21 protein-coding genes and 1 pseudogene are annotated in these 23820 nt (G+C 45.9%); 16 read left to right on the top strand and 6 right to left on the bottom strand.

The window, feature by feature from the left end:
* Positions 1-16: 16 nt before the first annotated feature.
* Complete coding sequence (locus tag NSQ39_RS05700) at positions 17-904, top strand: carbohydrate ABC transporter permease (protein ID WP_048354419.1); 888 nt, start codon at positions 17-19, stop codon at positions 902-904.
* A 28-nt stretch (positions 905-932) separates the two neighbouring features.
* Here NSQ39_RS05700 and NSQ39_RS05705 read toward each other — a convergent pair whose 3' ends face one another.
* On the bottom strand, positions 933-2252 hold the full coding sequence (locus NSQ39_RS05705) for an APC family permease (protein WP_175076299.1): 1320 nt from the start codon (positions 2250-2252) through the stop codon (positions 933-935).
* Positions 2253-2546: 294 nt separating this feature from the next.
* Here NSQ39_RS05705 and NSQ39_RS05710 point away from each other — a divergent pair, with 294 nt between their 5' ends.
* On the top strand, positions 2547-3500 hold the full coding sequence (locus NSQ39_RS05710) for a ring-cleaving dioxygenase (RefSeq protein ID WP_175076298.1): 954 nt from the start codon (positions 2547-2549) through the stop codon (positions 3498-3500).
* Positions 3501-3667: 167 nt separating this feature from the next.
* Here the strand turns inward: NSQ39_RS05710 and NSQ39_RS05715 are convergent, their stop codons facing one another.
* Positions 3668-3811 (bottom strand): hypothetical protein, encoded by a 144-nt coding sequence (locus NSQ39_RS05715; RefSeq protein ID WP_175076297.1) that lies wholly within the window; start codon positions 3809-3811, stop codon positions 3668-3670.
* Positions 3808-4905, bottom strand: a complete 1098-nt coding sequence (locus NSQ39_RS05720; RefSeq protein ID WP_309245919.1) for a Rap family tetratricopeptide repeat protein — start codon at positions 4903-4905, stop codon at positions 3808-3810. Before NSQ39_RS05720 ends, NSQ39_RS05715 begins: the two co-directional genes overlap by 4 nt.
* 263 nt (positions 4906-5168) lie before the next feature.
* Here NSQ39_RS05720 and NSQ39_RS05725 point away from each other — a divergent pair, with 263 nt between their 5' ends.
* A complete protein-coding gene (locus NSQ39_RS05725; RefSeq protein ID WP_445662410.1) occupies positions 5169-6875 on the top strand; it encodes a ribonuclease YeeF family protein in 1707 nt (568 codons plus the stop codon).
* Positions 6876-6879: 4 nt separating this feature from the next.
* On the top strand, positions 6880-7164 hold the full coding sequence (locus NSQ39_RS05730) for a hypothetical protein (RefSeq protein WP_175076294.1): 285 nt from the start codon (positions 6880-6882) through the stop codon (positions 7162-7164).
* A 42-nt stretch (positions 7165-7206) separates the two neighbouring features.
* On the opposite strand, the gene NSQ39_RS05735 is transcribed toward NSQ39_RS05730, so the two are convergent.
* Positions 7207-8700 (bottom strand): PIN domain-containing protein, encoded by a 1494-nt coding sequence (locus NSQ39_RS05735; protein WP_175076293.1) that lies wholly within the window; start codon positions 8698-8700, stop codon positions 7207-7209.
* Positions 8701-8961: 261 nt separating this feature from the next.
* On the opposite strand from NSQ39_RS05735, the pseudogene sigK reads away from it, so the two are divergent.
* A pseudogene (gene sigK, locus NSQ39_RS05740) lies at positions 8962-9704 on the top strand (RNA polymerase sporulation sigma factor SigK).
* A 27-nt stretch (positions 9705-9731) separates the two neighbouring features.
* Here the strand turns inward: sigK and NSQ39_RS05745 are convergent.
* Together NSQ39_RS05745 and NSQ39_RS05750 are read right to left on the bottom strand one after the other, a co-directional pair.
* Positions 9732-11006, bottom strand: a complete 1275-nt coding sequence (locus tag NSQ39_RS05745) for a TcaA 3rd/4th domain-containing protein (protein ID WP_236809701.1) — start codon at positions 11004-11006, stop codon at positions 9732-9734.
* Positions 11007-11282: 276 nt separating this feature from the next.
* On the bottom strand, positions 11283-12602 hold the full coding sequence (locus tag NSQ39_RS05750) for a S1C family serine protease (RefSeq protein WP_175076292.1): 1320 nt from the start codon (positions 12600-12602) through the stop codon (positions 11283-11285).
* 166 nt (positions 12603-12768) lie between these two features.
* On the opposite strand from NSQ39_RS05750, the gene proG reads away from it, so the two are divergent.
* The 11 genes from proG to NSQ39_RS05805 all read left to right on the top strand — a co-directional run bounded on the left by proG (position 12769) and on the right by NSQ39_RS05805 (position 23807).
* On the top strand, positions 12769-13602 hold the full coding sequence (gene proG / locus NSQ39_RS05755) for a pyrroline-5-carboxylate reductase ProG (RefSeq protein WP_175076291.1): 834 nt from the start codon (positions 12769-12771) through the stop codon (positions 13600-13602).
* Between the two features lie 180 nt (positions 13603-13782).
* A complete protein-coding gene (locus NSQ39_RS05760; protein ID WP_175076290.1) occupies positions 13783-14607 on the top strand; it encodes a M55 family metallopeptidase in 825 nt (274 codons plus the stop codon).
* Between the two features lie 16 nt (positions 14608-14623).
* Positions 14624-15550, top strand: coding sequence for an ABC transporter permease (locus NSQ39_RS05765; RefSeq protein ID WP_048354414.1), 927 nt, complete (start codon positions 14624-14626; stop codon positions 15548-15550).
* 5 nt (positions 15551-15555) lie between these two features.
* Entirely contained in the window at positions 15556-16518 is a 963-nt protein-coding gene (locus NSQ39_RS05770) for an ABC transporter permease (protein ID WP_048354413.1), read from the top strand.
* Between the two features lie 3 nt (positions 16519-16521).
* Positions 16522-17520 (top strand): ABC transporter ATP-binding protein, encoded by a 999-nt coding sequence (locus NSQ39_RS05775; RefSeq protein ID WP_175076289.1) that lies wholly within the window; start codon positions 16522-16524, stop codon positions 17518-17520.
* Positions 17521-17523: 3 nt separating this feature from the next.
* On the top strand, positions 17524-19164 hold the full coding sequence (locus NSQ39_RS05780; protein WP_175076288.1) for a peptide ABC transporter substrate-binding protein: 1641 nt from the start codon (positions 17524-17526) through the stop codon (positions 19162-19164).
* Between the two features lie 83 nt (positions 19165-19247).
* Positions 19248-20171 (top strand): S66 peptidase family protein, encoded by a 924-nt coding sequence (locus tag NSQ39_RS05785; protein WP_175076287.1) that lies wholly within the window; start codon positions 19248-19250, stop codon positions 20169-20171.
* Positions 20172-20182: 11 nt separating this feature from the next.
* The gene (locus NSQ39_RS05790) at positions 20183-21271 is read left to right on the top strand and encodes a dipeptide epimerase (protein WP_175076286.1); all 1089 of its coding nucleotides are present in this window, start codon (positions 20183-20185) and stop codon (positions 21269-21271) included.
* Entirely contained in the window at positions 21268-22179 is a 912-nt protein-coding gene (locus tag NSQ39_RS05795; RefSeq protein WP_175076285.1) for a C40 family peptidase, read from the top strand. The genes NSQ39_RS05790 and NSQ39_RS05795 overlap by 4 nt, the downstream gene beginning before the upstream one ends.
* The gene (locus NSQ39_RS05800; RefSeq protein ID WP_175076284.1) at positions 22176-23189 is read left to right on the top strand and encodes an ABC transporter ATP-binding protein; all 1014 of its coding nucleotides are present in this window, start codon (positions 22176-22178) and stop codon (positions 23187-23189) included. The genes NSQ39_RS05795 and NSQ39_RS05800 overlap by 4 nt, the downstream gene beginning before the upstream one ends.
* A gap of 72 nt (positions 23190-23261) precedes the next feature.
* Entirely contained in the window at positions 23262-23807 is a 546-nt protein-coding gene (locus NSQ39_RS05805) for a patatin-like phospholipase family protein (protein ID WP_202049323.1), read from the top strand.
* The last annotated feature ends 13 nt before the right edge of the window (positions 23808-23820 follow it).

The following is a 23820-nucleotide window of genomic DNA, read 5'->3' on the forward strand; positions in this document are numbered from 1 at the left end:
ATGGGGGTGAAAGGAAATGGCCGGTCCAGAATCGCTTCATAACACGAAAGCCGGACGGGCGTTCGATGTGTTAAATATCGTCTTCCTCGGCTGCTGCGGGCTTGTGACGGTGCTGCCCTTTCTGTACATCATCGCCGGTTCGTTTGCAACAGAAGCAGAACTTGCGGAACGCAGCTTTTTTATCTTTCCGGAGACCTTTTCGCTTGATGCGTACCGCTATATTTTTTCAACGCCGACATTTATCAGGAGCATGGGGGTGTCTGTGTTCATCACGATTGTCGGCACGATCATTCAGCTCGTCTTTACGTTTACGATGGCGTACCCGCTCGCCAAGCGGCACGTCAAAGGAAGGAACCTGGTGCTGAACCTCGTCATTTTTGCGATGCTTTTCAGCGGGGGGATGATTCCGACGTACCTCGTCGTCAAATCGCTGGGACTTCTTGATTCTTACTGGGCTTTAATTTTGCCGATGGCGATCAACCCGTTTAATTTAATCATTATTAAAAACTTTTTTCAGCAGCTGCCGAGAGAGCTCGAAGAGTCGGCGAAAATCGACGGCTGCTCGGAGATCGGCGTGTTTTTCCGGATCGCGCTTCCGCTTTCAAAACCGATTGTTGCGACATTCGCCTTGTTTTATGCGGTCGGCATTTGGAACGATTTTTTCCACGCGCTCCTTTACATCAATGACAGCGCAAAATGGCCCCTGCAAATGGTGCTGCGCCAGGTGACGATCCTTTCTGATCTGACCGGAACGACAAACGAACTGGCAGAAAACGCCGTCCCGCCGGAGCAGTCGATCAAACTGGCCGTCATCGTCATTGCGACGCTCCCGATTTTAGCTGTGTATCCGTTTTTGCAAAAGCACTTTGCCAAAGGGATTTTGATCGGGTCTGTGAAAGGATAAAAAAGCCGCCGGCATTTGCCGGCAGCTTTTAAACGGTGTTATCTCTTTTTTTCATCCAAAAATACAACGGCAGTCCGGTAAGGCCGATCAAGATCGACCATAAACAGCTGTAAAAGTCCGTGATAAGCGTGCTTGCCAGGACAAACAAAGATCCGGCGATGGCCGCAATCGGCAAATACGGGTAAAGCGGCACACTGTACGATCTTTTCAGCCCGCTGTTCTTCTTCCTTAAAATAAACACCGCGAAAAATGCCATCACATAAAAGATGTAAATCATAAAAATCGAAACCTCTGACAGCTTTTCGGGGTTGCTGATGACCATCAAAATACAGGCGATGACGATCTGCACGATCACGGCGATCCATGGCGTACGAAACGTCGGGTGAACGTGTGAGATCCAGTGCGAAAACGGCAGCTGTTTCTTTTCGGCCATCGCGAATATCACGCGCGGAAAGGACAGCACCTTTCCGTTTAAGCATCCAAAAATGCTGACGATGATTCCGATGGAGATCAGTTTGCCGCCGATCGGCCCGAATAGCATCGAGGCGGCTGTGCCCGTCGCATTCTCGCCGAGTTTAACGATCTGATCAGCCGGTAAAACATGAAGCAGCGCTATATTGATAAACAAATAGCAGGCCGTGACAAGGAGAATCCCTCCGGTCATCGCTTTGGGAAGCAGCTTTTCAGGATGCTTCATCTCTCCTCCGAGCGCTGCGAGAAGAATCCAGCCGTCATATGCAAACAATGTCGCCAAAACGGCGGCCCCGAAGTTTTGGTCACTGATGCTGGATGTGACCGTGCTGAAGATCTGCTCATCGCCTTTCCAAAGGCCGAAAATCACGATAAAGACAATGGGAATCAGCTTTCCGACTGTCGTGATCGTCTGAATCACTCCGCCGTATTTAGTGCCGATGATGTTGACGATGCACAAAAAGGCGAGGGTGATGATGCCGACAAGCGCTGCCCATGACTTGTCCCAGGAAAACAAATGGGTCACGAGAGAGCCGAAATACAACCCGATGGCGCCGATGATCGCCGGTCCGTAAATGATAATCTGGACCCAGCTGCACAAAAAGCCCCAAAACTCTCCGTAAATCTCTTCAAGATACGTATAAAGACCGCCCGTTTTCGGTATCTGTGTGCCGATTTCGGCGATGGTCAATCCGCCCGCAAGCGTTAAAACCCCTCCGAGAAGCCAGGCGAAAAGCGCGATCTGCGCATTTCCGGAATAAGAAAGAACGCTGCCGGGCTTCATAAACACGCCTGAGCCGATGATCGTTCCAATGACAAGAGAAAGCGCAAATAACAAGCCTATCTCTTTCCTGAGTCCGTTTGCTTCTGCATTCATTTGTTACGCCTCCCATTGTTCATCTAAAAAACTTTTTTTATATTGTAATACCAATTTCGTAAAATAAAAATAAAATAAATTTTCTGATTTTCGTATTTTCCCGTTTTTTATCCATTTTCAATCGTGTAAATTGCCTTTTATTAGTTTTATAAGCGAACTTTAATAGTTGATAAAATAGTTATTGTTAAGGTTTTTCGGTCGAGTCGAATCGGTTGACTTTTGCCGCGAAATCACATAATTTGGACATAAGATATATCTCGAATTCGAGATATTTTTGGATAGGAGAGGATCTACATGAACGTACACGGTATTCACCACGTATCCGCGTTAACGGCAAATGCGCAAAAAAATCTCGATTTCTATGTGAGAGGACTTGGAATGAAGCTTATCAAAAAAACGGTCAATCAGGATGATCCGACCATGTATCATTTGTTTTACGGAGATGAGGTGGCGACTCCGGGATCGGATTTGACGTTTTTCGAGATTCCGATGCTCGCGCGTCGCATAGAAGGAACGAACTGCATTTCTTCGCTATCCCTTCGCGTGCCGGGGGAGAAGGCGCTCCGCTTTTGGGAAAAACGTCTCATTGAGCTCGGCGTTCGCCACGGAGGCATCACAAAGCGGGCAGGGCGCAGCATTCTCAGTTTTTCAGATCATGAAGGCCAAAATATCATTCTCGCTGCTGATGAAAAAGGTAAAGACATCGGAGTGCCTGTGAAAAACAGCGTCATACCTAAAGAATATGCAATCAGGGGACTCGGCCCGGTCGAGCTGTCTGTCTCTGATCAGGCGCCGACTGCATCAGTTCTGACAGACATCCTCGGCTTTCGGCAGATCGCTGAAGAAACCATCGCCGACACCGGCCGCAAGCTCCTCATTTTTGAATCAGGAGAAGGCGGAGCCGCGACGGAAGTCCATATCACGGAGACGAAAGACCACAGAAGGGAGCGCCCCGGAAAAGGAAGCGTCCATCATGTCGCATTCCGCGTCAAAGATGAGGAAGAACTGCAAAAATGGCATGAAACCATCAGCGCGCACGGCTTCAACAATTCCGGCATCGTAGAACGCTATTATTTCAAAGCGCTGTATTTCAGAGAACCGAACGGCATCCTGTTTGAGCTGTCGACAGACGGTCCCGGATTTGCCGTCGACGAAGACATCGATGAGCTTGGTCAAAGCCTTGCGCTTCCTCCGTATCTGGAAAACAGACGAAATGAGATCGAAGCCCGTCTCAAACCGATCAAATAATAGAAAAATCAAGGCCTTTTTCGGGCCTTGACTTTTCAAATTGTAGAGAAACATAAATCCGCAGCCAAGAATATCTCATGTAATATGGGTTACACGTTTTATCAAGTTTGAGGATGTTGTTAGCGTAAAATAAGCCCTTCCCAGTTTTCGAGAAGGGCTAAAAAGAATTAACCGAAGTGAGCATCTTCCGCGACCTTTATCGGCGCAGATGTTCCAAACTCGGCATTCCCTGTTGATGTGTTTGAAAGACTGAATGCGACAAGAAGACCTCCGAAAATTGCAGTAGTCAAAATTAATTTGGCGCGTTTCATGACAACACCTCCGTAAGTTTAAGAATTTGGTCTTTCGCGTGGCAAGCCTGCTCAAAATACTTCGCCGAATTATGAATATCTCCTTCTTTTTTATAATGGTAAGCAGCAAGTGATGTCAGTTCTGCGACATCTGACCAGAGCTTCTTGTTTTTCAATTGCTCTAATCCCTCATCTAAGCAAACAGAATCTTGCCGATCATACAAAGAGTATATGATTTGCAGCTTGGCTTTATATTCAAAGTCTGCTGCTTCTTCTGCCCTGGAAAAGCTTTTTCGATACCATGTACGCGCCTCGTCCAAGGAATTTGTTTTGTATAAAACCCTACTCAACATGTACATTGTTCTAATAGCAGATACTGATTGCCGATTTTCGGGTATATCGATAGCTTGTTGCAGATATTCCTTTGCTTCGGAAAGATGATCGCGTCGTTCATAACATACTCCCAAGTTAAAATAAGCTAAACTTTCCGAGAACGGGTCATCCGTAGTCCGTGCTTTTTCTAAAGCTTGTTTGTAGAGTTTAATTGCTTCTTCATAGCGATATAAATCCATGTAGTTTGCCGCGATAACCATTGTACTTTTAATAACTCGGTTGCTGTATTCTTCATAGGCTTTAAATGATTCCAATGCTTTTTCGATATGGTTTAACGAAAAGAAATGTTGTTTAATCTTATAATATGCAATTGCAACTTGATAGTGAAACTCTGCCTTTTCGATCTCATCGGGGATCTTATGAAGTTTCGCTTCCGCTATTCTGTAAAAATTAATGGCTTGGGTAAAATTTTTCATGTAAAACTCATAAAGACCGCTGAAGAAATAAAAATAATACTGCAACATGTCATCGGTCTTACTTTGTTCTGTTTGGTTTTTCAGACTCTTCAAGAGGATTCCGGATTCAGTGTAATGCTCTTGAAGCAATTTATATCTGGAATCAATCATATTAAAGTAAAGCAAAACATTTTGATTCTCTTCCATGTTTTTCATAGCTTGTTCGATCTCAGATCTCATTTCTTTGGCATTGTGTACGTTTTGACGTTTAATTTGTCCATACCATTGATTCAACATATTCACCACTTGTTCAGACGCAATTTTCACTCCCAATTCCCCATCATCCTTTCTCAAGATTAAGAGTTTTTAGATAATTACAATTATTAAATTTCCTTTTTCTTCATGTTGACCATTTTACATAATAATTCATTTTTTTACAACCATATTTTACCTCAATAAGATTTATTTTCATAGATGAGAAGGATTTATTCACCAATTCATTTCCGTATAGTGGTAAAATATTTACTGACTAAGATTTAGGAAGGGTTTGATGAATGAAAATCTATGAGTCAAAAACTTTATTAGCCGCTATGGAGAAACGGTCCAAGGAGTACCAAAGCACCAGAGAGCAGTTTGTCAACCTGAAAAAGGCGTTCCGAGGAATGGCAGACCTCGGGGACGATCTTCAGGGAAAAGGCGCGGACAACATCAAAGCTTTTTACAAGGATCAGGCAGGAATCGTGGACGACTGGGTCGATCTGATTGATATGCAGATTCAGTTTCTCAACGGTGTTTCTTCAGCTGTGAAAGATCCCAACCTTTCCGGAGACACGTTTGTCGACATGGAGTTTCTTGAGAACCAGCTTGCCAATGCCTATAAAAATTCTAAGGCAATTGTTTCGCAGCAGAAAAAAGACATGAAGGCCATTTTACAAAGCATCCATGATATACTGCCTTTAGAAGTCTTTTCAACTGACACATTCAAACAACACCTCAATGATGCAAACGATGAGCGCAAAGACACGATCAAAGCCGTCGATGATCTGGACGCCGCTCTCAAAGAGGAATACGCCGCATCTGAAATCAACCAGCAGATGGTTACCGCTGACTATACCGCTCTAATCGGTGCAACTGGCAAAGGGAAAAGTGCTTCCCCGATTCACTATGATGCCAAAGCTTACCGGGCCAGCGAAGCCTATCAACTGAAAGACGACGTACATAAAAATGCTGAAAACTATATCCAGTTTAAAAAAGATCAGGCCGAAGCTCGGCGAATTGCCAAGGAGCAAGAGGAACTTGCCAGGAAGCAGGAAGAGCTTGCAAACCGGCCATGGTATGAAAAAATGCTTGATGCCGGCAGCACATTTGTGGGCGAAATCACTGGTTATTATGATTACAAGAGAGCTTCTGAAGGAGTCGACCCCGTCACAGGTGAGAAGCTGACATATGGGCAACGGGTTGCTGCGGGAGCGATGGGTGCCGCCGGATACATCCCGGTTGTCGGGTGGTTCGGGAAAGGTGCTAAAGGGATCAAAGGCGCATACAGCATGTACAAAGCCGAGAAGGCGGTCACAACAGTTGATAAAGCCCTGGCTGCCTATAGAACGCCGAAAACATTCCAGGCTTTGAAAAACTCTGAAAAGGGTCTATACGGTCTAGCCGCGGCCAACGGGTTCAGCGAAACAATCACCGGCCGGGATATGTTCGGGAATAAGATTTCGGATGAGCAGCGACAGGATAGTCTAGATCGCGCGATCGCAATGATAGCACCTTTCGGGATGCAAAAAGCCGGAAAAGTGCTTAATGTAAACTCATACAACGGTAAGGCCACTAATCTTTACAGAGGTGAAGACTTTCCCTATGAGCCTGAAAGACCAAACGGCATAGGTAAGTCTCATATTTCTCCCGAAACCGGTAATCTTGTACCTGCCAACAAAACTGGTATGTACCAAGGTCGTCAGGTTACTGTAACAGAGCACGTCCTTGGAGGATACAGAAAAGGCGGGAAATCCAACAGCCCATATACAAGTTTTACAATAAATCAAAAGGTTGCAAAGGGATATGGTGAAAATATAATAGAGCTCGACATATCTGCTCTCCGTAAAGCAATCAGGTCTGGTGAAGTGAAGGATATTGTAATTTTATCGCCTAAACAAATTGAAAGGTTAATCAAAAATGATACTCGACAGTCTGAACATTGGAAAAACAAAGCTTTAAAATGGACTCAAAGAGATACTGAATACTTTGTAAAAGGTGAAGTTCCAAAACAATTTATCAAACTGCATCCGAAGGAGTGATAGTATGCTTCTATATTATAAAAATGAATGCTTGGGTGAAATAAAAGGCGCTACTGTTGAAGGTGTCTGGATGTATGGAACAATCATTCCTAATGAAAACATGGAAAAGTTCAAAGATTTCTTTAAGGCCGTAGTAAACGAGGATGACCCTTTTGCCATAGAGCAGTATAGTGAAGAATGGTTAGATGATGAAAATTGGTTTATTATTGATGAAAAACAAAAAAAGGTAGCTATATCCCTCCCTGGAATTTATGAAAATGATAATGAAATTAATTGGAGATGGAGATGATTTTAAAGGTGCCCTCATAAAGGGCACCTTCACCGGCTTTCGTTAATGATTTGGTGCACAGTTCAAACAAAACCCATTACCACCGTCATTTTCTATGTTGATTTTTCGACCACAATCCGGACATCTACTATAAGCATCCGGAACATCATCAATATCATCATCTGGAAAACAAGATTGAAAGGACGTTTCCAGAAAATCTCCGGAAACAATTTCAGACGAATCAAAATCATCTGAGTCCTCAAAATCCATAAACATATCGACAGTTCTAACAACACTGATAGTTAGTTGCCCCATTACCCCGTGCTTATAATCGGGAGAAACAATAACTTCCTTTGTGTCATCATCTCTCCCCCAATAATCACAAGAACGACTGCTCATTTCCACATTATATCTCAATTCATATATTATCTGATCATCATCACGCTCAACCATTGTAAAACTGTCTAATGTGTAATTATCAATATCCCATTCTTCAATACCCTCTGAACCTATATATGTTAATGCTGATTCATCAACGTAATCAAAGCCAGAATACTTTAGAGTGTCATGTATAGAATCAAATGCTGCATGCTCAATCATGTTTATGTAAACTTTATCAGTAATTCTCAGTGCTTGTTCTACAACATCGGTTTTTGGAACGTTCATACTCCTAGAAACAGCTTCATAGAAATCCGCAGATACAAATGGCACGATTTTCATCGAAGGTCCGGCAACGCCACCATTTTCTGATTCCCTTTTCTTTGTATCTTTAGCAAATTCCTCATAAAGTTGTGACAAAAATTCGACTTTATCCTTTTTGCGATTCCACCAATCTGCCTTTACATCATCTGTAACAAAAATAATATTACTCTGCTTTTCCTTAGCAAATTGTAATACTTCTTTCCATAAGATCAAATCGCTATATTTTCGAATACCATCTTTATTCTTACCATCTTTATATCCTGGAGGTATTTCTTTTTTATATCTTTTTTTACCCTCTTCGCATATCTTATATATCTCATCCCGAGTAAAATCTTGCATTATCTGTTTATCGTCAATTAATTTTTGTACAAATTCCTTAACGACATCAATTGTCCAACTATTTTCTTGTATTAGGGTTAAAACACCTCGCTGTTCAAAGTAATCTGTAAGCATAGTTTTTAATTCATCATATTTTTCATCAATTTCATCTATAAGTTCATCTGCTCCTGGAAATTGGCGAGTAATTAAAGTAGCACAACTGTTTTTTAGTTTATTTTGCTGCTTTTCAATTAAATTCATTGTGTCCTCTATTGAATTTTCAATCTTACCTTGACGACGTTTGAATAGAGCCTGATAGTGTTTATCATATTCGATTTTAACAGTATAAGGAATCATTATATGCGCTTGTATTTTCCGTAAACAGTCTAAAGCAAAATTAGCGAAATCTGGCGAAAAACGGTACAAACCTAAATATACATTTGTGTCACAAACGATTACATAATTATCTTCAATAAGTTTTGCAATATTAACAGAAGCATGACTGATGCCTGATGTAATTTCATTATCATTAGCCATTAAATAATCTCCACCTTTTTATTTACCTAAACAGTTCAACCACTTTTTAAGTTCTTCTTTATCCCTATTCAAAATTTAATCCTCCGCATCGCATGCTTACTTTAACTTTAATTGTATCATTTGACATAAAATATAATAAGGTCAAATTAATAAAACCAAACAACACATATACCTAAAAAACTTTCATTTGTACAGACACGGACTGTTTTAATTTGGCATACATTGATGTACGCGTCTGTCTAAATTTTTGGGGGTGCTAAAATGTCTGCTGTTTTTGGTGCACTGAGCTTTATTCTCAAGGAGCTTGTTTTTTTAGTATCATATGTCAAAAACAATGCATTTCCGCAACCGCTGTCAAAGAGCGACGAAAAAAATACTTAGAATTAATGGCCCAAGGGGATGAAAACGCAAGGAATATGTTGATTGAGCACAACCTTCGATTAGTAGCCCACATTGTTAAAAAATTCGAGAATACAAAAGAAGATCAGGAGGATTTGATTTCTATTGGAACCATTGGATTAATTAAAGCGATTGAAAGCTATTCCCCTGATTATAAGGAACTAAGCTTGCCACCTATGCAGCTTGATGTGTAGAGAATGAAATCCTGATGCATTTGAGAACTCGGAAGAAAACTCAAAAGGATGTTTCATTACACGAACCCATCGGCCAAGACCAAGAAGGAAATGAAATTTCACTGATTAATGTGCTGAAATCTGAAAATGAGGATGTTATCGACACAATCCAGTTAAATCTGGAATTACACAATATAAAAAGACACATCTTTAGATGAGCGTGAAAAACAAGTTATATTCGGAAGGTTTGAACTTAATTTAAAAAAAGAAAAAACACAAAAAGAAATTGCAAAGGAACTGGGGATCTCACGCAGTTATGTTTCTAGGATTGAAAAACTCGTTTTAATGAAGATGTTTCATGAGTTTTATCGGGAAGAAAAAGACAAACTCAAAAGAGAAAAACAAAAAAACAAGCAAAGAAAAAGAGATTAGCCCTTCATTTATGAAGGGCTAATCACCTTAAAAAGTCGTTTTTGCTACGTCTTTACTTACCATATAATCATCACTCGATGACTCATAATCATCCTTTTCACTGTCAATAAACCAGCTTTTTTTCTGTTCATCGTACTGTAAAGTTAGGATTTCTTCATCGAAATTTTCTTCAAGTTCTGAATCAATAAACTCATAAACTTCTCTGGATTTCAGATGAAATTCCACGGGAACATGGAGTAACTGTTTCCCCCCGCTGCCGTTTTCATAAGTCACCTTGGAAAAGTCAATGCGAGTACCCAAGGCTTTCCCTTCATAGTAATTCTTTTTGTCATAATTCTTGATCACTTCTATGTAGCTTTTCTTCAAACTGTCTGAAACATTTTTGAGCTTATTTGCATCCTTTTTCACTTTTGCTTCGTTTCTATTTTTAGCAAAATCATTAATCAATGATTTTAAATTCTCTTCCATGTCATTATTGACAATCGGCTTTGGCGTAAGATTATATTCTTCGTTAGTCGCCGAATTGACTGTTACGGTCTCACTTTTTCCTTCGCCCCAAGGAAAATCTGCAACCCCTTGAAGTTTAATCCCATCTTTAACAGGACCGAAATCTGTATTTTCCGAAATGGTTTCTCCAGATTCTTTTCCATTGACTAGAATCTTTGTATTAGGGATATCAGAATTGACCGAAACGGTTTCTCCACTAAAATCAAGACTTGCTGTCGCCTCAAAATCTTTGGGATCGAATAGAGTCACTTCCGCTTTATCATCAACTGTTGTATAATCGAATTTTTTACTGCCTTTAATGGTGTATACCCCAGGTCCGAATACCCCAAGTTCCTTTGAGTCCTTCCCCTGCATATCAATTGTTTCACCGTTAAAGGTAACATCTGCTCCTTTGGCTGCATGTACTTCTAATTTATAGCTACGCGCTTTTAAAACGTATTTATCGTCCCCAAAGATTCCTTTTTCTTTTGCAATATAAAAAGGGCCAATATTAGATATGCTTTCACCTGGGTATTGTTGTGAAATGATATTACTTGCTTTTCCGTCTGACTCATAGTAGCTGGCCTGTGCATTTAAAAGCATGATTTGATTTTTATAATCAGATTCATCATCTTTTAAATACTTGATTATACTTTCAGCATCCTTTTCTTCCCACTTCGTTCCATTGTCAACTTTAACAAGTTTCAATAATCCTTTAGCATCTTCTTGCTTAATTTTCTCTTCAAATTCTTTTGCGAGATATGAAGGTTCAGGGGATCTGCCTGAAATAAATAAAATGATTGCAAGGATTGCCACAATTGGCACTCCAATAAATAAAACTTTCTTTTTCTTAAAATCCTCCTTATTTGTGCATTTTCATACTATTCTATCATCAAAAAAGGTAAATTAACCTTTTTCTCGCCAAAACATCCTTTAATTCTATAATCACAAAAGCCCAGCTTAAAAGAGCTGGGCTTCAGGCTGTCGATTTTCTCGACAGCCTGGAAATCAAGGCCTTGTTCGGGCCTTGGTTTTTTTGTTATGCAAAAAGGCCGCCGGTAATTCCGGCAGCCCAGGGGGATGCGTATTCAATTAAGAAGAGGTTACTTCTTTTTGATCAAGTTTCACTTGTTTTGTCATCGTTTTGCCGTTTCTGATAATCGTCACTTTCACCGTTTCGCCGATTTTCGTATTTTTGTATAGGATGCTGCGAAGGCTGCTTCCAGAATCGGTTTCCTTGCCATTCAGGCTGATGATGACATCATTTTCTTTTAGACCCGCTTTTTCAGCAGGAGATCCTGACGCGACCTGACCGATGTAGATGCCTTTGTTTAATTGGTTGCTGGGCAGCCCGAGCGTGCCTGTTTGATAGTTTTCAGGAACCTGGCTGAGATCCATCATGCTGATGCCGATATACGGACGTTCGATTTTTCCTTTTGACAAGAGTTGTTCTGCAATCGGCTTGACGTCATTGCTCGGAATCGCAAACCCGATTCCTTCAACGCCGGTTTCGCTGATTTTCATGCTGTTAATGCCGATCACTTCGCCTTTTTTATTGAGCAGGGCTCCTCCGCTGTTGCCCGGATTGATCGCCGCATCCGTCTGAATGACGTTCATCTCGGTTTCGCCAGCTGACGTATCGACGGAAACGGTCCGGTTTACGCCGCTGATGATTCCTTGCGTCACGGTGCGGGAAAGGTCTTTGCCGAGCGGGTTCCCGATCGCGACGACCTGTTCGCCCGCTTTCAGGCTTGAGGAGTCGCCGAACGTTGCGACTTTTTCAACGTTAGCCGCAGAAATTTCCACCACAGCAAGATCTGTCAATGAATCGCTGCCGATCAGCTTGCCTTCCACTTCTTTTCCGTTTGAAAGGGAAACCGTCAGCTTGCTCGCGCCCTCGACAACGTGGTTGTTTGTAATAATATAAGCTTTTCCGTTTGCTTTTTTATAAATGACGCCTGATCCTGTGCCTGTTTCCTCTTCGCTTGAGCTGCCGCTGCTGCTTCCGCTGGTTGTTCTGTTTTCGCTGCTTTCAAAGCCGAACATGTCGCTCTGCGACTGTTTTTGATAATTTGAGATGCCGACGATGGCCGGAGATACATTTTCGACCATTGTTGACACATCTGTCGAGCTTGAGCTTGACAGCTTTTCGGTTTTCGTATTTTGCGAGGAAGATGTCGTCGTTTCCGTCGCTTGTGTTTGCGCGGCCGATGTCGTTTTCTCAGTCCCGCTGTGCTGAAACGTCGTGACGCCGAGGACAAGGCTTCCTCCGATGATGCCGCTGATGATCGGCGTCAGCCAAGAAAGTTTTCGTTTTTGCTGTTCCGCACGATTGACAGTGTGACTAGCCTGATGTTCAGGGATGATGATTTCATTTTTGGGTTCACGTTTGTTTTCCCTATTGTATTCCATGTTCTCCACGCTCCTATTGTTATCATAACCTTTGATGCATACATCATAAACAAAGAGTGTGGGATAAACATGAAAAGATTGTGGGAAATTGTAAAAGAAACAGGGTAATATAGAAGGAGGGCCGCCTGACGGATTGTGTACAAAAAATTCCCTGAGGTGTTATACGTTGAATAAAATCGGTTTTATCGGGTTTGGGAGCATGGCAGACATGATTGCGTCCAAACTGCTTGAACAAGGAAAAATTGATGATCATATGGTGTCAGTAAATACAAGGACGATCGGCAGCCGAGCGGAAGAACTAACGAAACGCTATCCGAACGTTTCCTTCCAATCGGCTGAAGAGCTGGCAAAAGAATGCGGTCTTATCTTCATATGCGTTCCACCTTTGGCTGTCGAAGAAGCGGTCACAAAAATCAGCCCCTTTTTCCGAAAGGATGCGCATATCGTATCGATTGCCGCTGCGGTTACGATCAGTCGGCTACACGAATGGACAGACCGGCAAGTATCAAGATACATACCGACTTTGACATCTGAGACGGGTACCGGTATTTCACTTGTCGTTCACGGGGAACGGGTGACAGAAGACAACAAAAAACGGCTCGAAGAATATCTCTCTTTATTTAGTACGGTGAAAAACATCCGTGAAGCAGATATCGATGCCGCAAGTAATTTAACAAGCTCATCGCCAGGATTCATTGCTTCGATATTTGAAGAATTCGCCCAGGCTGCACTCAGGAACAGCAGCTTGACAAAGGAAGAAGCATTTGACTTTCTGATCCATTCTTTAGTCGGCACGGGAAAACTGTTACTGGAAAAACAAATGACGTTTGAAGAAACGCTTCAAAGGGTGGCGACAAAAGGAGGCATCACCGCCGAAGGGGCAGATGTGATCCGGAAGGCGGCACCGCAGATGTTTGACGAGGTATTTGTCAGAACGATGGAGAAATACAAGGAAATAAACGAAGCGGTTAACCGCCGGAAAAATGGGATTCATGAATGAGAGGCTGCCTGTACGCAGCCTCTTTTAATTGTCACTCGACATATTTCTACACTTTTCCATTATGATCTTTAATTTCTAAAATTGACAATAGTTATTGCAATTCTATTAAAATTCTAATATAATTTGTTAGAATATTCTTAAAATAATACAAAATTTGAGAGATTTGTCAGGGGGGTTTTGATGAAGCTGTATATGTCTGTTGACATGGAAGGGATTTCCGGGCTTCCGGATGATACGTTTGTCGATTCCAGCAAGCTGAACTATGAACGGGGCAGAGCGATAATGACGGATGAAGCCAATTACGTCATAGAAGAAGCGTTTAAAAACGGCTGTTCTGAAGTGCTTGTCAATGACAGCCATTCGAAGATGAACAATCTTCTCATCGAACGGCTTCATCCTGAAGCACAGCTGATCTCAGGGGATGTCAAGCCGTTTTCGATGGTGCAGGGGCTTGATGACACGTGCGGTGGGGCGATTTTTGTCGGTTACCACGCAAGGGCGTCGATGAAAGGCGTCATGTCGCACAGCATGATCTTCGGCGTCAGGCATTTTTACATAAACGATCGGCCCGTCGGCGAGCTCGGATTTAACGCCTATGTCGCGGGCTATTACGGCGTTCCGGTGCTGATGGTGGCAGGTGACAAACAGGCGGCGCTCGAAGCGGAGGAGCTCATACCGAACGTGGCGACGGCCGCCGTCAAAGAGACGATTTCCCGCTCGGCTGTCAAATGTCTGACGCCGGAGAAAGCGGGGCAGCTTTTAAAAGAGCAGACGGCCTTTGCGCTCAGGAACAAGGATAAAATCAAACCGCTCACGCCTCCCGACAGGCCGGTGCTGAGCATCGAATTTGCCAACTACGGTCAGGCGGAATGGGCGAACTTGATGCCTGGCACCGACATCAAGCCGGGAACGACAATCGTCCGCTATGAAGCAAAGGACATTTTGGAAGCTTACCAGGCGATGCTTGTGATGACAGAGCTTGCGATGAGGACGACATTTTCATAGGAAGGTGTGATGAAAAATGGCGGGTTACATCATCAAGCGGCTGCTCTCGATGGTGGCGACCATTTTGGTGATTACGACGCTCACCTTTGTGATGATGAAAGTGATACCCGGCTCTCCTTTTAATGAAGAGCGGACTACAAATGAAGCGGTGCAGCAAAACCTTGAGGCTTACTACCATTTGGACGAGCCTCTCTTTGTTCAATATTTGTTTTATTTGAAATCGATCGTCACGTTTGATTTCGGCCCGTCGATCAAACAGCCGTCGCAGAGCGTAAACGATTTGCTGGCAAGAGGCTTCCCCGTTTCGTTTGAACTGGGGATGACGGCGCTTGTGATCGCAATTTTGTCAGGCGTCGTCCTCGGCATCTTCGCGGCGCTTCGGCAAAACGGGATCATCGATTACTTGGCGATGACGCTCGCCGTCCTCGGAATTTCCGTTCCGAATTTTATTATGGCAACTATGCTGATTCAACAATTTGCCGTCAATTGGAACATCTTCCCGCCGTCGACATGGACGAGCCCGATGCACATGGTGCTCCCGACAGCCGCTTTGGCCATGGGGCCGATGGCGATCATCGCCAGGCTGACGCGTTCCAGCATGATTGAGGTGTTGACCCAGGATTACATCCGGACGGCGAGGGCGAAGGGGCTTTCTCCTTTTAAAATCGTCGTCAAGCATGCGCTGAAAAACGCGCTCATGCCCGTCATTACGATTCTCGGGACGCTCTCAGCCGCGATTTTAACAGGCAGCTTCGTCATCGAAAAAATCTTCGCCATTCCGGGAATGGGAAAATACTTCGTCGAAAGCATCAACTCCCGCGATTATCCCGTCATAATGGGAACCACCGTTTTTTACAGTATCATCCTCATCGTTATGCTGTTTTTAGTCGACATGGCCTACGGAATTCTCGATCCGCGCATTAAACTGCATAAGAAAGGGTGAGACATATGAGCCTCCCAGTTCGCACGGAACATAAAGCTCCGCCGGGCGGGCATATCCCGAACGAATGGTTCGTTCCGAAAAAACAGGAAAAAGGCGAAAGCGAATCTGTCGTAAGGCCGAGCCTTTCATACTGGCAGAACGCCTGGCGGATTTTAAGAAAAAACAAGCTTGCGATGACCGGTCTAGGGATTTTAATATTCCTCTTCATCATGGCGGCTCTCGGACCCGTCTTGTCTCCGCACAGCGTTACACAGCAATCACTCTCACAGCAAAACCTTCCTCCGTCCGGAGAGAATTGGTTCGGAACGGACGAGCTCGGCCGCGACGTTTTTACAAGAACATGGTACGGAGCCAGAATTTCTCTTTTTGTCGGTGTAATGGCGGCTTTGATCGATTTTGCAATTGGCGTCGTTTACGGCGGAATTGCCGGGCTTAAAGGCGGCAAAACCGACCATATCATGATGCGGGTCATCGAAGTCCTTCACGGTCTCCCGTATTTACTCGTTGTCATCCTGTTAATGGTCCTGATGGGACCAGGGCTCGGAACGATTCTCGTCGCGCTGACCGTCACCGGCTGGGTCGGGATGGCCCGGATCGTCAGGGGACAGGTGCTGAAGGTCAAGCATGATGAACACGTTCTCGCATCGAAAACGTTTGGGGCGGACACGATGCGGATCATCAGAAGGAATCTGCTTCCGAACATGATGGGGACGATCATCGTTCAGATGACGCTGACGGTGCCGTCGGCCATATTTGCCGAAGCTTTTTTAAGCTTTCTAGGCCTTGGAATTCAAGCTCCGTTCGCCAGTTGGGGCGTTATGGCAAACGACGGTTTGCCGGTGATTTTGTCAGGACATTGGTGGCGGCTGTTCTTCCCGGCTTTCTTTATTTCGTTGACGATGTTCGCCTTCAACGTTCTTGGGGACGGCCTTCAGGATGCACTTGATCCGAAGCTGAGGAGGTCATGACGATTGCAGAAAAAAATATTGGAAGTCGATAACCTGCATGTTTCGTTTTCGACATACGGCGGGACGGTCAAAGCCGTCCGCGGCGTAAGTTTTGATTTATATAAAGGTGAAACGTTTGCGATCGTCGGTGAGTCAGGGTGCGGCAAAAGCGTCACATCGCAAAGCATCATGCAGCTGTTGCCGAAGCATTCGGCCGTGATCAAGGACGGTTCGATTCGCTTTAAAGGAAAAGACCTGCGCCATCTGCCTGAAAAGGAGATGAGGGCGATACGGGGGGCGGAAATCTCGCTGATCTTCCAGGACCCGATGACGGCGCTCAATCCGACTTTGACCGTCGGCGATCAGTTGACAGAGGCGATCCTTCAGCACCGGGACGTTACGAAAGAGGAAGCGAAAAAAGCCGTGATCTCGATGCTTGAGCTCGTCGGAATTCCGAATCCGACAGAGCGCTTAAAGCAGTATCCGCACCAATTCAGCGGAGGGATGAGGCAGAGGATCGTGATCGCGATGGCGCTGATTTGCGAACCCGAGATCCTGATCGCCGATGAACCGACAACGGCGCTTGATGTCACCATTCAGGCGCAGATCCTTGAGCTGTTTAAAGACATTCAGCAGAAAACCGGGGTGGCGATCATTTTAATTACCCATGATTTAGGCGTTGTCGCACAGACGGCTGACAGAATCGCGGTTATGTATGCGGGGAAAATCGCGGAGACGGGAACGAGAGCCGACATTTTTTATCGGCCTCAGCACCCGTACACAAAAGGGCTGCTGAAATCCGTGCCGAGGCTTGACCTTGATGATGCAGACCTCGTTCCGATCGACGGGACGCCGCCGGATTTGTTTTCCCCGCCTGAAGGCTGTCCGTTTACCGCCCGCTGCGGGTACGCCATGGAGGTTTGCGAAAGGGTCTATCCGGTGAAAACAGAGGTGTCGGCGGGGCATGACGTATGCTGCTGGCTTCAGGATGAACGGGCGAAGCGGGCTATACTTTCGTCTTAACAAATGAAACGGGGGGATTTGATGAAAAGATGGTGGAGCAGTTTGATCGTCATAGTTGGTTTCATCATGCTGTTCGGATGTACGGCCAATGAACAGGCAGGACAGGGTGCAGGGGGAAAAGGTAACCATGCGGAAAAAGAACAGGTGCTAAAGCTGAACAATGAAAATGAGCCGACGTCATTCGACCCGCCGATCGGCTTTGATAATGTGTCATGGCAGGCGCTGAATAACCTGATGGAAGGGCTCACCCGGCTTGGCTCAGATCATGAGCCTGAGGCTGCTTCAGCCGAAAAATGGAACATTTCCGATGACGGAAAGACATATACTTTTACAATCCGCGAGCAGGCGAAATGGTCAAATGGCGATCCGTTGACAGCAGGCGATTTCGAATACGCCTGGAAGCGTCTGCTCGATCCGAAAACCGGTTCATCCGCCGCGTTTTTAGGATATGTTATCGAGGGCGGTGAAGCGTTTAACAGCGGAAAGGGCTCAAAGGACGATGTCAAGGTTACAGCCGTTGACGACAAAACGCTTAAAGTCACACTGACAAGCCCGCAAAAATCGTTTTTAAGCATCGTCTCAAACCCGGCCTTTTTCCCCGTCAACAAGAAAATAGCCGAAGAAAACCCGAAATGGCATGAAGAAGCTGACACATTCGTCGGGAACGGGCCGTTTCAACTGACGGAGTGGAAGCATGATGAAAGCCTGACGATGGAAAAAAGCGATACGTATTGGGATAAGGATACCGTCAAGCTCGATAAAGTCACATGGGCGATGGTCAGTGACAGAAATACCGATTATCAAATGTTTGAGTCAGGCGAGCTTGACACAGCTTATGTGCCGGCGGAGATGAGCGAAAAGCTGATGGGATCTGACGAGGTGAAGGTGTTTGACCAGGCCGGCCTTTATTTTTACAGATTCAATGTCAATATGGAGCCTTTCCAAAACGAGAACATTAGAAAAGCGTTCGCGATAGCCGTTGACCAGCAGGAAATCGTCGACTACGTCACGAAAAACGGCGAAAAACCTGCGCGCGCCTTCGTCTCGCCAGGCTTGAAAGGATCAAACGGCAAGGATTTTCGCGAGGAAGGCGGGGATTTAGTCACATTTAACGCTGAAGAAGCGAAAAAGCTCCTTGAAAAAGGAATGAAGGAAGAGCATTATGAGAAGCTTCCGGATGTTACGCTGACATACAGCACAAAGCCCGAACATAAAAAGATGGCCGAAGCGATTCAGCAAAAGCTGAAAAGCGTATTGGACGTAAGCGTGAAGCTGGCCAATATGGAATGGAACACGTTCCTTGAAGAGCAAAAAGCGCTCAAATTTCAATTTTCCCAAAGCTCTTTTTTGCCTGATTATGCGGACCCGATCAACTTTCTGGAAAGCTTTCAAACCGGCAATTCGATGAACAGGACCGGCTGGAGCAGCAAAGCGTATGATCAGCTGATTAAAGCGGCGAAACAAGAAGCTGATGAAACAAAGCGCAATAAACTGCTGCACGAGGCGGAAAAACTGCTGTTTGAAGGCATGCCGATCATTCCGGTCTATTTCTATAATCAGGTTCATTTGGAAAAGGAAAATGTAAAGGGCATCATCCGCCATCCTGTCGGCTATATCGAATTGAAATGGGCCGAAAAAACGTAATCTAAAAAAGCGTCCGCCCGGGGCATTCATGTGCGCTCTTCGCACAGTTTTCGGGCGGTTTTTTGACAAAGGGGGATTTTGCATTGAAAATAGCACCTTGCAAACTGGAGAGAGGGGATGCGGTCGGAGTGATCGCTCCCGCCAGCCCGCCCGTCGCAGATCGGCTCGATAAAGCCGTCGAATATTTAAAAGAGCTTGGGCTCCGCGTCAAACTCGGCCGCGCCGTCGGCAAAAGGTGCGGCTATTTGGCGGGAACGGATGAAGAGCGCGTCAACGACTTGCACGAAATGTTCCAAGACCCTGACGTAAAAGCGGTCATTTGTGCGTGCGGAGGGTATGGCACGGGGCGGATCGCCGAGCGGATTGATTATGACATCATCAGAAACCATCCGAAAATTTTTTGGGGCTACTCTGACATCACCTTTTTACATATTGCCATCCAGCAATGCACCGGCATGATCACATTCCACGGCCCGATGTTAAGCTCTGACATCGGAAAGGAAGACGTCCACCCGCTGACAAAGCGGTCATTTCAGCAGCTGTTTCATAGCATGACGCTCAGCCTGACCGAAGACGTGTCGCCTTTAGAGACAATCGTCAAAGGAAAAGCGAAAGGCGGACTGACCGGCGGAAACCTCGCACTCCTCGTGACGACCCTCGGCACGCCGTTTGAAATCGATACAAGAGAGAAGCTTTTGTTTATTGAAGATATCGATGAAGAGCCTTATAGAATTGACAGGATGCTCAATCATTTGAAAATGGCCGGGAAATTGTCCGATGCCGCAGGCTTTCTGCTGTGCGATTTTCATGACTGCATTCCGAAAAAGCGCGATGAGTCGCTGACGTTGAAGGACATTATTCAAGATTATATCGTCCCGGAAGGAAAACCGGCGCTGTCCGGCTTTAAGATCGGTCACTCTTCTCCGAACATTGCCATTCCGGTCGGAGCGGAAGGCGTGCTTGATGCCGATAAAAAGCAGCTCGTCATCGAACCGGGAGTTTTTTAAAGGAGGCCGCCATGAAAATTACGGGAATTCATACATACCGTATCGCCGTTCCGCTAGTAAAGCCGTTTAAAACCGCGCTCAGAACGGTACATACCGCAGAAGCCGTTATTGTGAAAATGTCGGCTGAGAATGCGGCAGGCTGGGGGGAAGCGCCGCCGACTGCCGTCATTACCGGAGAAACCCTTGACAGCATCGAAAGCGCGATCAAAGAAGTATTCGCACCGGCTCTGACCGGCCGCAGTTTACTAAGGGCAGAAGCGATATTTCACGACATCGGCAAACTGATAAGCGGAAATACGAGCGCAAAGGCAGCCGTTGATATGGCCGTTTACGATTGTTTATCACAGATGTGCGGGCTTCCCCTGTATCAATTTTTGGGAGGATACAGGCGGGAAATGGAGACGGATTTCACCGTCAGCGTCAATGATCCGGATGAAATGGGCGAAGACGCTGCCGGCTATGAAAAAGCCGGATTTCGCACGTTAAAAGTAAAGGTTGGAAAAGACGACATCGAGACCGATCTTGCCCGCATCCGTGAAATCCGCAGGCGGACGGGGCCGGGCGTGAAGCTCCGGCTTGACGCGAATCAAGGCTGGACACCGAAACAGGCGATCAGAGCAATCAAAAAAATGGAGGATGAAGGGCTTGAGATTGAGCTTGTCGAACAGCCCGTCCATAAAGGCGATCTTGCAGGACTAAAACGGGTGACAGACGCAGTCGATACGCTGATCATGGCTGATGAAAGCGTCTTTTCGCCGGAGGAGGCGTTTCAGGTACTGAAAACGAGAAGCGCTGACTTGATCAATATCAAGCTGATGAAAGCGGGCGGCATCAAGAGGGCGCTGCAAATCAATGCGATCGCAGAAGCGTGCGGAGTCGAGTGCATGGCAGGCAGCATGATCGAAACAAGGCTCGGCATTACGGCGGCGGCTCACTTTGCAGCAAGCCAAAAAAACGTGACAAGGTTTGATTTTGATGCGCCGCTGATGCTGAATGAGGAGATCGTTGAAGGCGGGGTCAGCTACGCCGGCAGCAGGATTGTGATTCCTGATGCACCCGGGCTCGGCATCACAGACGTCAAAGGGGAGGCGATACGATGAATGTGTATACGGCAGCCGTTTCAGTAGCGAACGTCTGGACGAATCCTGACGCACCGCGGAGGATCGATCAGGCAATGCTCACGCGGCCCGTCCGTGTAAAAGGCTGGCTTGATTCTTTAACATATGAGAAGCGCCTTGAGCTGTGTACGGCGAATCTCATTCAAACACAGGTGCTGTTCGGTGAAGAAGTGCTGGTACTTGAGGAAAGGGACGGCTGGGCAGCGATCGTGATCCCTGGACAGCCGTCGGCGAAAGATGAACGCGGCTATCCGGGCTGGATGCCGAAAGCCTGTCTGGCAAAAAAACGCCGGGCGGAGGCGGGAACGTTCGCCGTCATCCGAAAGCCGACCGCTTATTTATATACAGAGGAGAAACAGAGAGAGCTCGAATTAAGCTTTCTCACGTCGCTTCCCGTTCTCGGGGAAGACAGAGCCTGGTATCAGGTGGACACGCCGTTGGGGTCAAGGCTGCTGAGGAAAAAGGACGCAGGCACTCTATCCGGTGAAAAAGGCTCGGGAAAAGACATCGTTCAAACGGGAGAAGCTTTTTTGCACCTGCCTTATCTGTGGGGCGGTATGAGCGGATTTGGCTATGACTGTTCAGGTTTTGCGTTTTCGATGCTGAAAGCAAACGGCTGCTTTGCGCCCCGGGATGCCGGTGATCAGGCAAAGGGCGGCAGAGAAGTTCCGTTTAGCCGGCCGGAGCCGGGAGATCTGTTGTTTTTTGCATATGAAGAAGGGCACGGCCGGGTGCATCATGTCGGCATTTATTACGGAAACGGAAAGATGCTTCATTCTCCGAAGACGGGTAAAACGATCGAAATCATATCCATCGAAGACACGGTATATGAAAAGGAACTGTGCACGATTCGGCGCTATTTTTCACCAAAAACGGGGGGAACCGCATGAAACAGAATACATTGCTGAACGTCAGCCGTCTGAAAATGCATTTTGACGCCGGGAAGGGCAAAACGGTCAAAGCTGTCGACGGTATTTCATTTGAAATTAAAGAAGGGGAGACATTCGGGCTCGTCGGTGAATCAGGCTGCGGCAAATCGACGACGGGCAGGGTGCTGATGCGCCTTTACGAACCGACCGAAGGCGAGGTTCGATACCGGGGGAAAAACATCCACGCATTGGACGAATCCGAATCGTTTCAATACAACCGCAAAATCCAAATGATCTTTCAGGACCCGTATGCTTCATTAAACCCGCGGCTGACGGTCAGAGACATTATGCTTGAGCCGATGGAAATCCACGGCCTGTACGAAGGGCGGAAGGGGCGGCTTGAAAAAGCGGACGAGCTCCTGGAATCGGTCGGCCTGCACCGCAGCTTTGCCGATCGTTATCCCCACGAATTCAGCGGCGGCCAGAGACAGAGAATCGGGATTGCGAGGGCGCTCGCCCTGGAGCCGGAGTTCATCGTAGCCGACGAACCGATTTCCGCACTCGACGTTTCCGTGCAAGCCCAGGTGGTCAATCTGCTGAAAAACCTGCAAAAAGAAAAAGGATTGACCTTCCTGTTCATCGCCCATGATCTTTCAATGGTCAAGCATATCAGCGACCGGATCGGCGTCATGTATCTCGGCCACATGGTTGAAATTACGGCGAGCGCCCGATTGTATAAAGAACCGCTTCATCCGTATACACAGGCGCTTTTGTCCGCCATTCCGATTCCTGACCCGGATATTGAAGACAAACGGAAGCGAATCATTTTAAAAGGCGAGCTTCCAAGCCCGATCGACCCGCCGACAGGGTGCGTATTCAGGACAAGGTGCCCTGCTGCGATGGACATTTGCGCTGCGGAAAAGCCCGTATTGAAGGAAGCTGAGGAAGGGCACTTCGTCGCCTGCCATTTGTATGACGGGGATGTGAAAAAGGAGGCCGATGATGTGAAGGTGACGGTACAGGCCAGATAGGGATCAGTATTTTCGAACAGCATAAATCATGTTCTCCGAAAGAATAATGAAATTGTTGAATAAGGAGACTTGATGATGCTCGAAGAAAGGAAAGGTAAACTCGGTTTGGCTCTTTCTGGCGGAGGTTTTTGCGCCGCATTCTTTCATATCGGCGTTCTTGCAAGAATGGCCGATATGGGACTGCTTCGTCATGTAGAAGTAATCTCTACCGTATCGGGAGGATCAATTATTGGTGCGCTATTTTACCTTCACCTCAAGAACATGCTCGAGGAAAAACAGGGCTCTGAAATTAAAGATGAAGACTGTCAAGATATGTTGGAAACGATTCAAAACGAGTCTCCTCGCGGTTCAACGCAGCATACGGTTGCATACTTTTCTCATCCATTCCCAAAATTTAAGAATGTGTTTACCCGATTCACGAAGGGATTATGTCGGAGAGACAATTGCTTATACATGAAACAGCAATCCATTAAGTCCAGTGTAAAAAATGCGAAAATCCCGATACATATGATGAACGCCACCAGTCATAATTGGGTATTTACCGTTTCGGGAATGGAGGAAACGAAGCGAGGCAAAAGCGTGCTGCCCGTAGACGGGAATTTCAAACTGCCGCCTTAAAGGACCTTATCAA

It is taken from the genome of Bacillus sp. FSL W8-0848, assembly GCF_038007805.1.
Lineage (GTDB): Bacteria > Bacillota > Bacilli > Bacillales > Bacillaceae > Bacillus > Bacillus glycinifermentans.

What these genes read in the sequence shown, in the direction of transcription:
- NSQ39_RS05700 (WP_048354419.1), top strand. Translation starts at nt 17, where the DNA reads ATGGCCGGTCCAGAATCGCTTCATAACACGAAAGCCGGACGGGCGTTC.
- NSQ39_RS05705 (WP_175076299.1), bottom strand. Translation starts at nt 2,252, where the DNA reads ATGAATGCAGAAGCAAACGGACTCAGGAAAGAGATAGGCTTGTTATTT.
- NSQ39_RS05710 (WP_175076298.1), top strand. Translation starts at nt 2,547, where the DNA reads ATGAACGTACACGGTATTCACCACGTATCCGCGTTAACGGCAAATGCG.
- NSQ39_RS05715 (WP_175076297.1), bottom strand. Translation starts at nt 3,811, where the DNA reads ATGAAACGCGCCAAATTAATTTTGACTACTGCAATTTTCGGAGGTCTT.
- NSQ39_RS05725 (WP_445662410.1), top strand. Translation starts at nt 5,169, where the DNA reads ATGGAGAAACGGTCCAAGGAGTACCAAAGCACCAGAGAGCAGTTTGTC.
- NSQ39_RS05730 (WP_175076294.1), top strand. Translation starts at nt 6,880, where the DNA reads ATGCTTCTATATTATAAAAATGAATGCTTGGGTGAAATAAAAGGCGCT.
- NSQ39_RS05735 (WP_175076293.1), bottom strand. Translation starts at nt 8,700, where the DNA reads ATGGCTAATGATAATGAAATTACATCAGGCATCAGTCATGCTTCTGTT.
- NSQ39_RS05750 (WP_175076292.1), bottom strand. Translation starts at nt 12,602, where the DNA reads ATGGAATACAATAGGGAAAACAAACGTGAACCCAAAAATGAAATCATC.
- NSQ39_RS05760 (WP_175076290.1), top strand. Translation starts at nt 13,783, where the DNA reads ATGAAGCTGTATATGTCTGTTGACATGGAAGGGATTTCCGGGCTTCCG.
- NSQ39_RS05765 (WP_048354414.1), top strand. Translation starts at nt 14,624, where the DNA reads ATGGCGGGTTACATCATCAAGCGGCTGCTCTCGATGGTGGCGACCATT.
- NSQ39_RS05770 (WP_048354413.1), top strand. Translation starts at nt 15,556, where the DNA reads ATGAGCCTCCCAGTTCGCACGGAACATAAAGCTCCGCCGGGCGGGCAT.
- NSQ39_RS05780 (WP_175076288.1), top strand. Translation starts at nt 17,524, where the DNA reads ATGAAACGGGGGGATTTGATGAAAAGATGGTGGAGCAGTTTGATCGTC.
- NSQ39_RS05790 (WP_175076286.1), top strand. Translation starts at nt 20,183, where the DNA reads ATGAAAATTACGGGAATTCATACATACCGTATCGCCGTTCCGCTAGTA.
- NSQ39_RS05795 (WP_175076285.1), top strand. Translation starts at nt 21,268, where the DNA reads ATGAATGTGTATACGGCAGCCGTTTCAGTAGCGAACGTCTGGACGAAT.
- NSQ39_RS05800 (WP_175076284.1), top strand. Translation starts at nt 22,176, where the DNA reads ATGAAACAGAATACATTGCTGAACGTCAGCCGTCTGAAAATGCATTTT.
- NSQ39_RS05805 (WP_202049323.1), top strand. Translation starts at nt 23,262, where the DNA reads ATGATGCTCGAAGAAAGGAAAGGTAAACTCGGTTTGGCTCTTTCTGGC.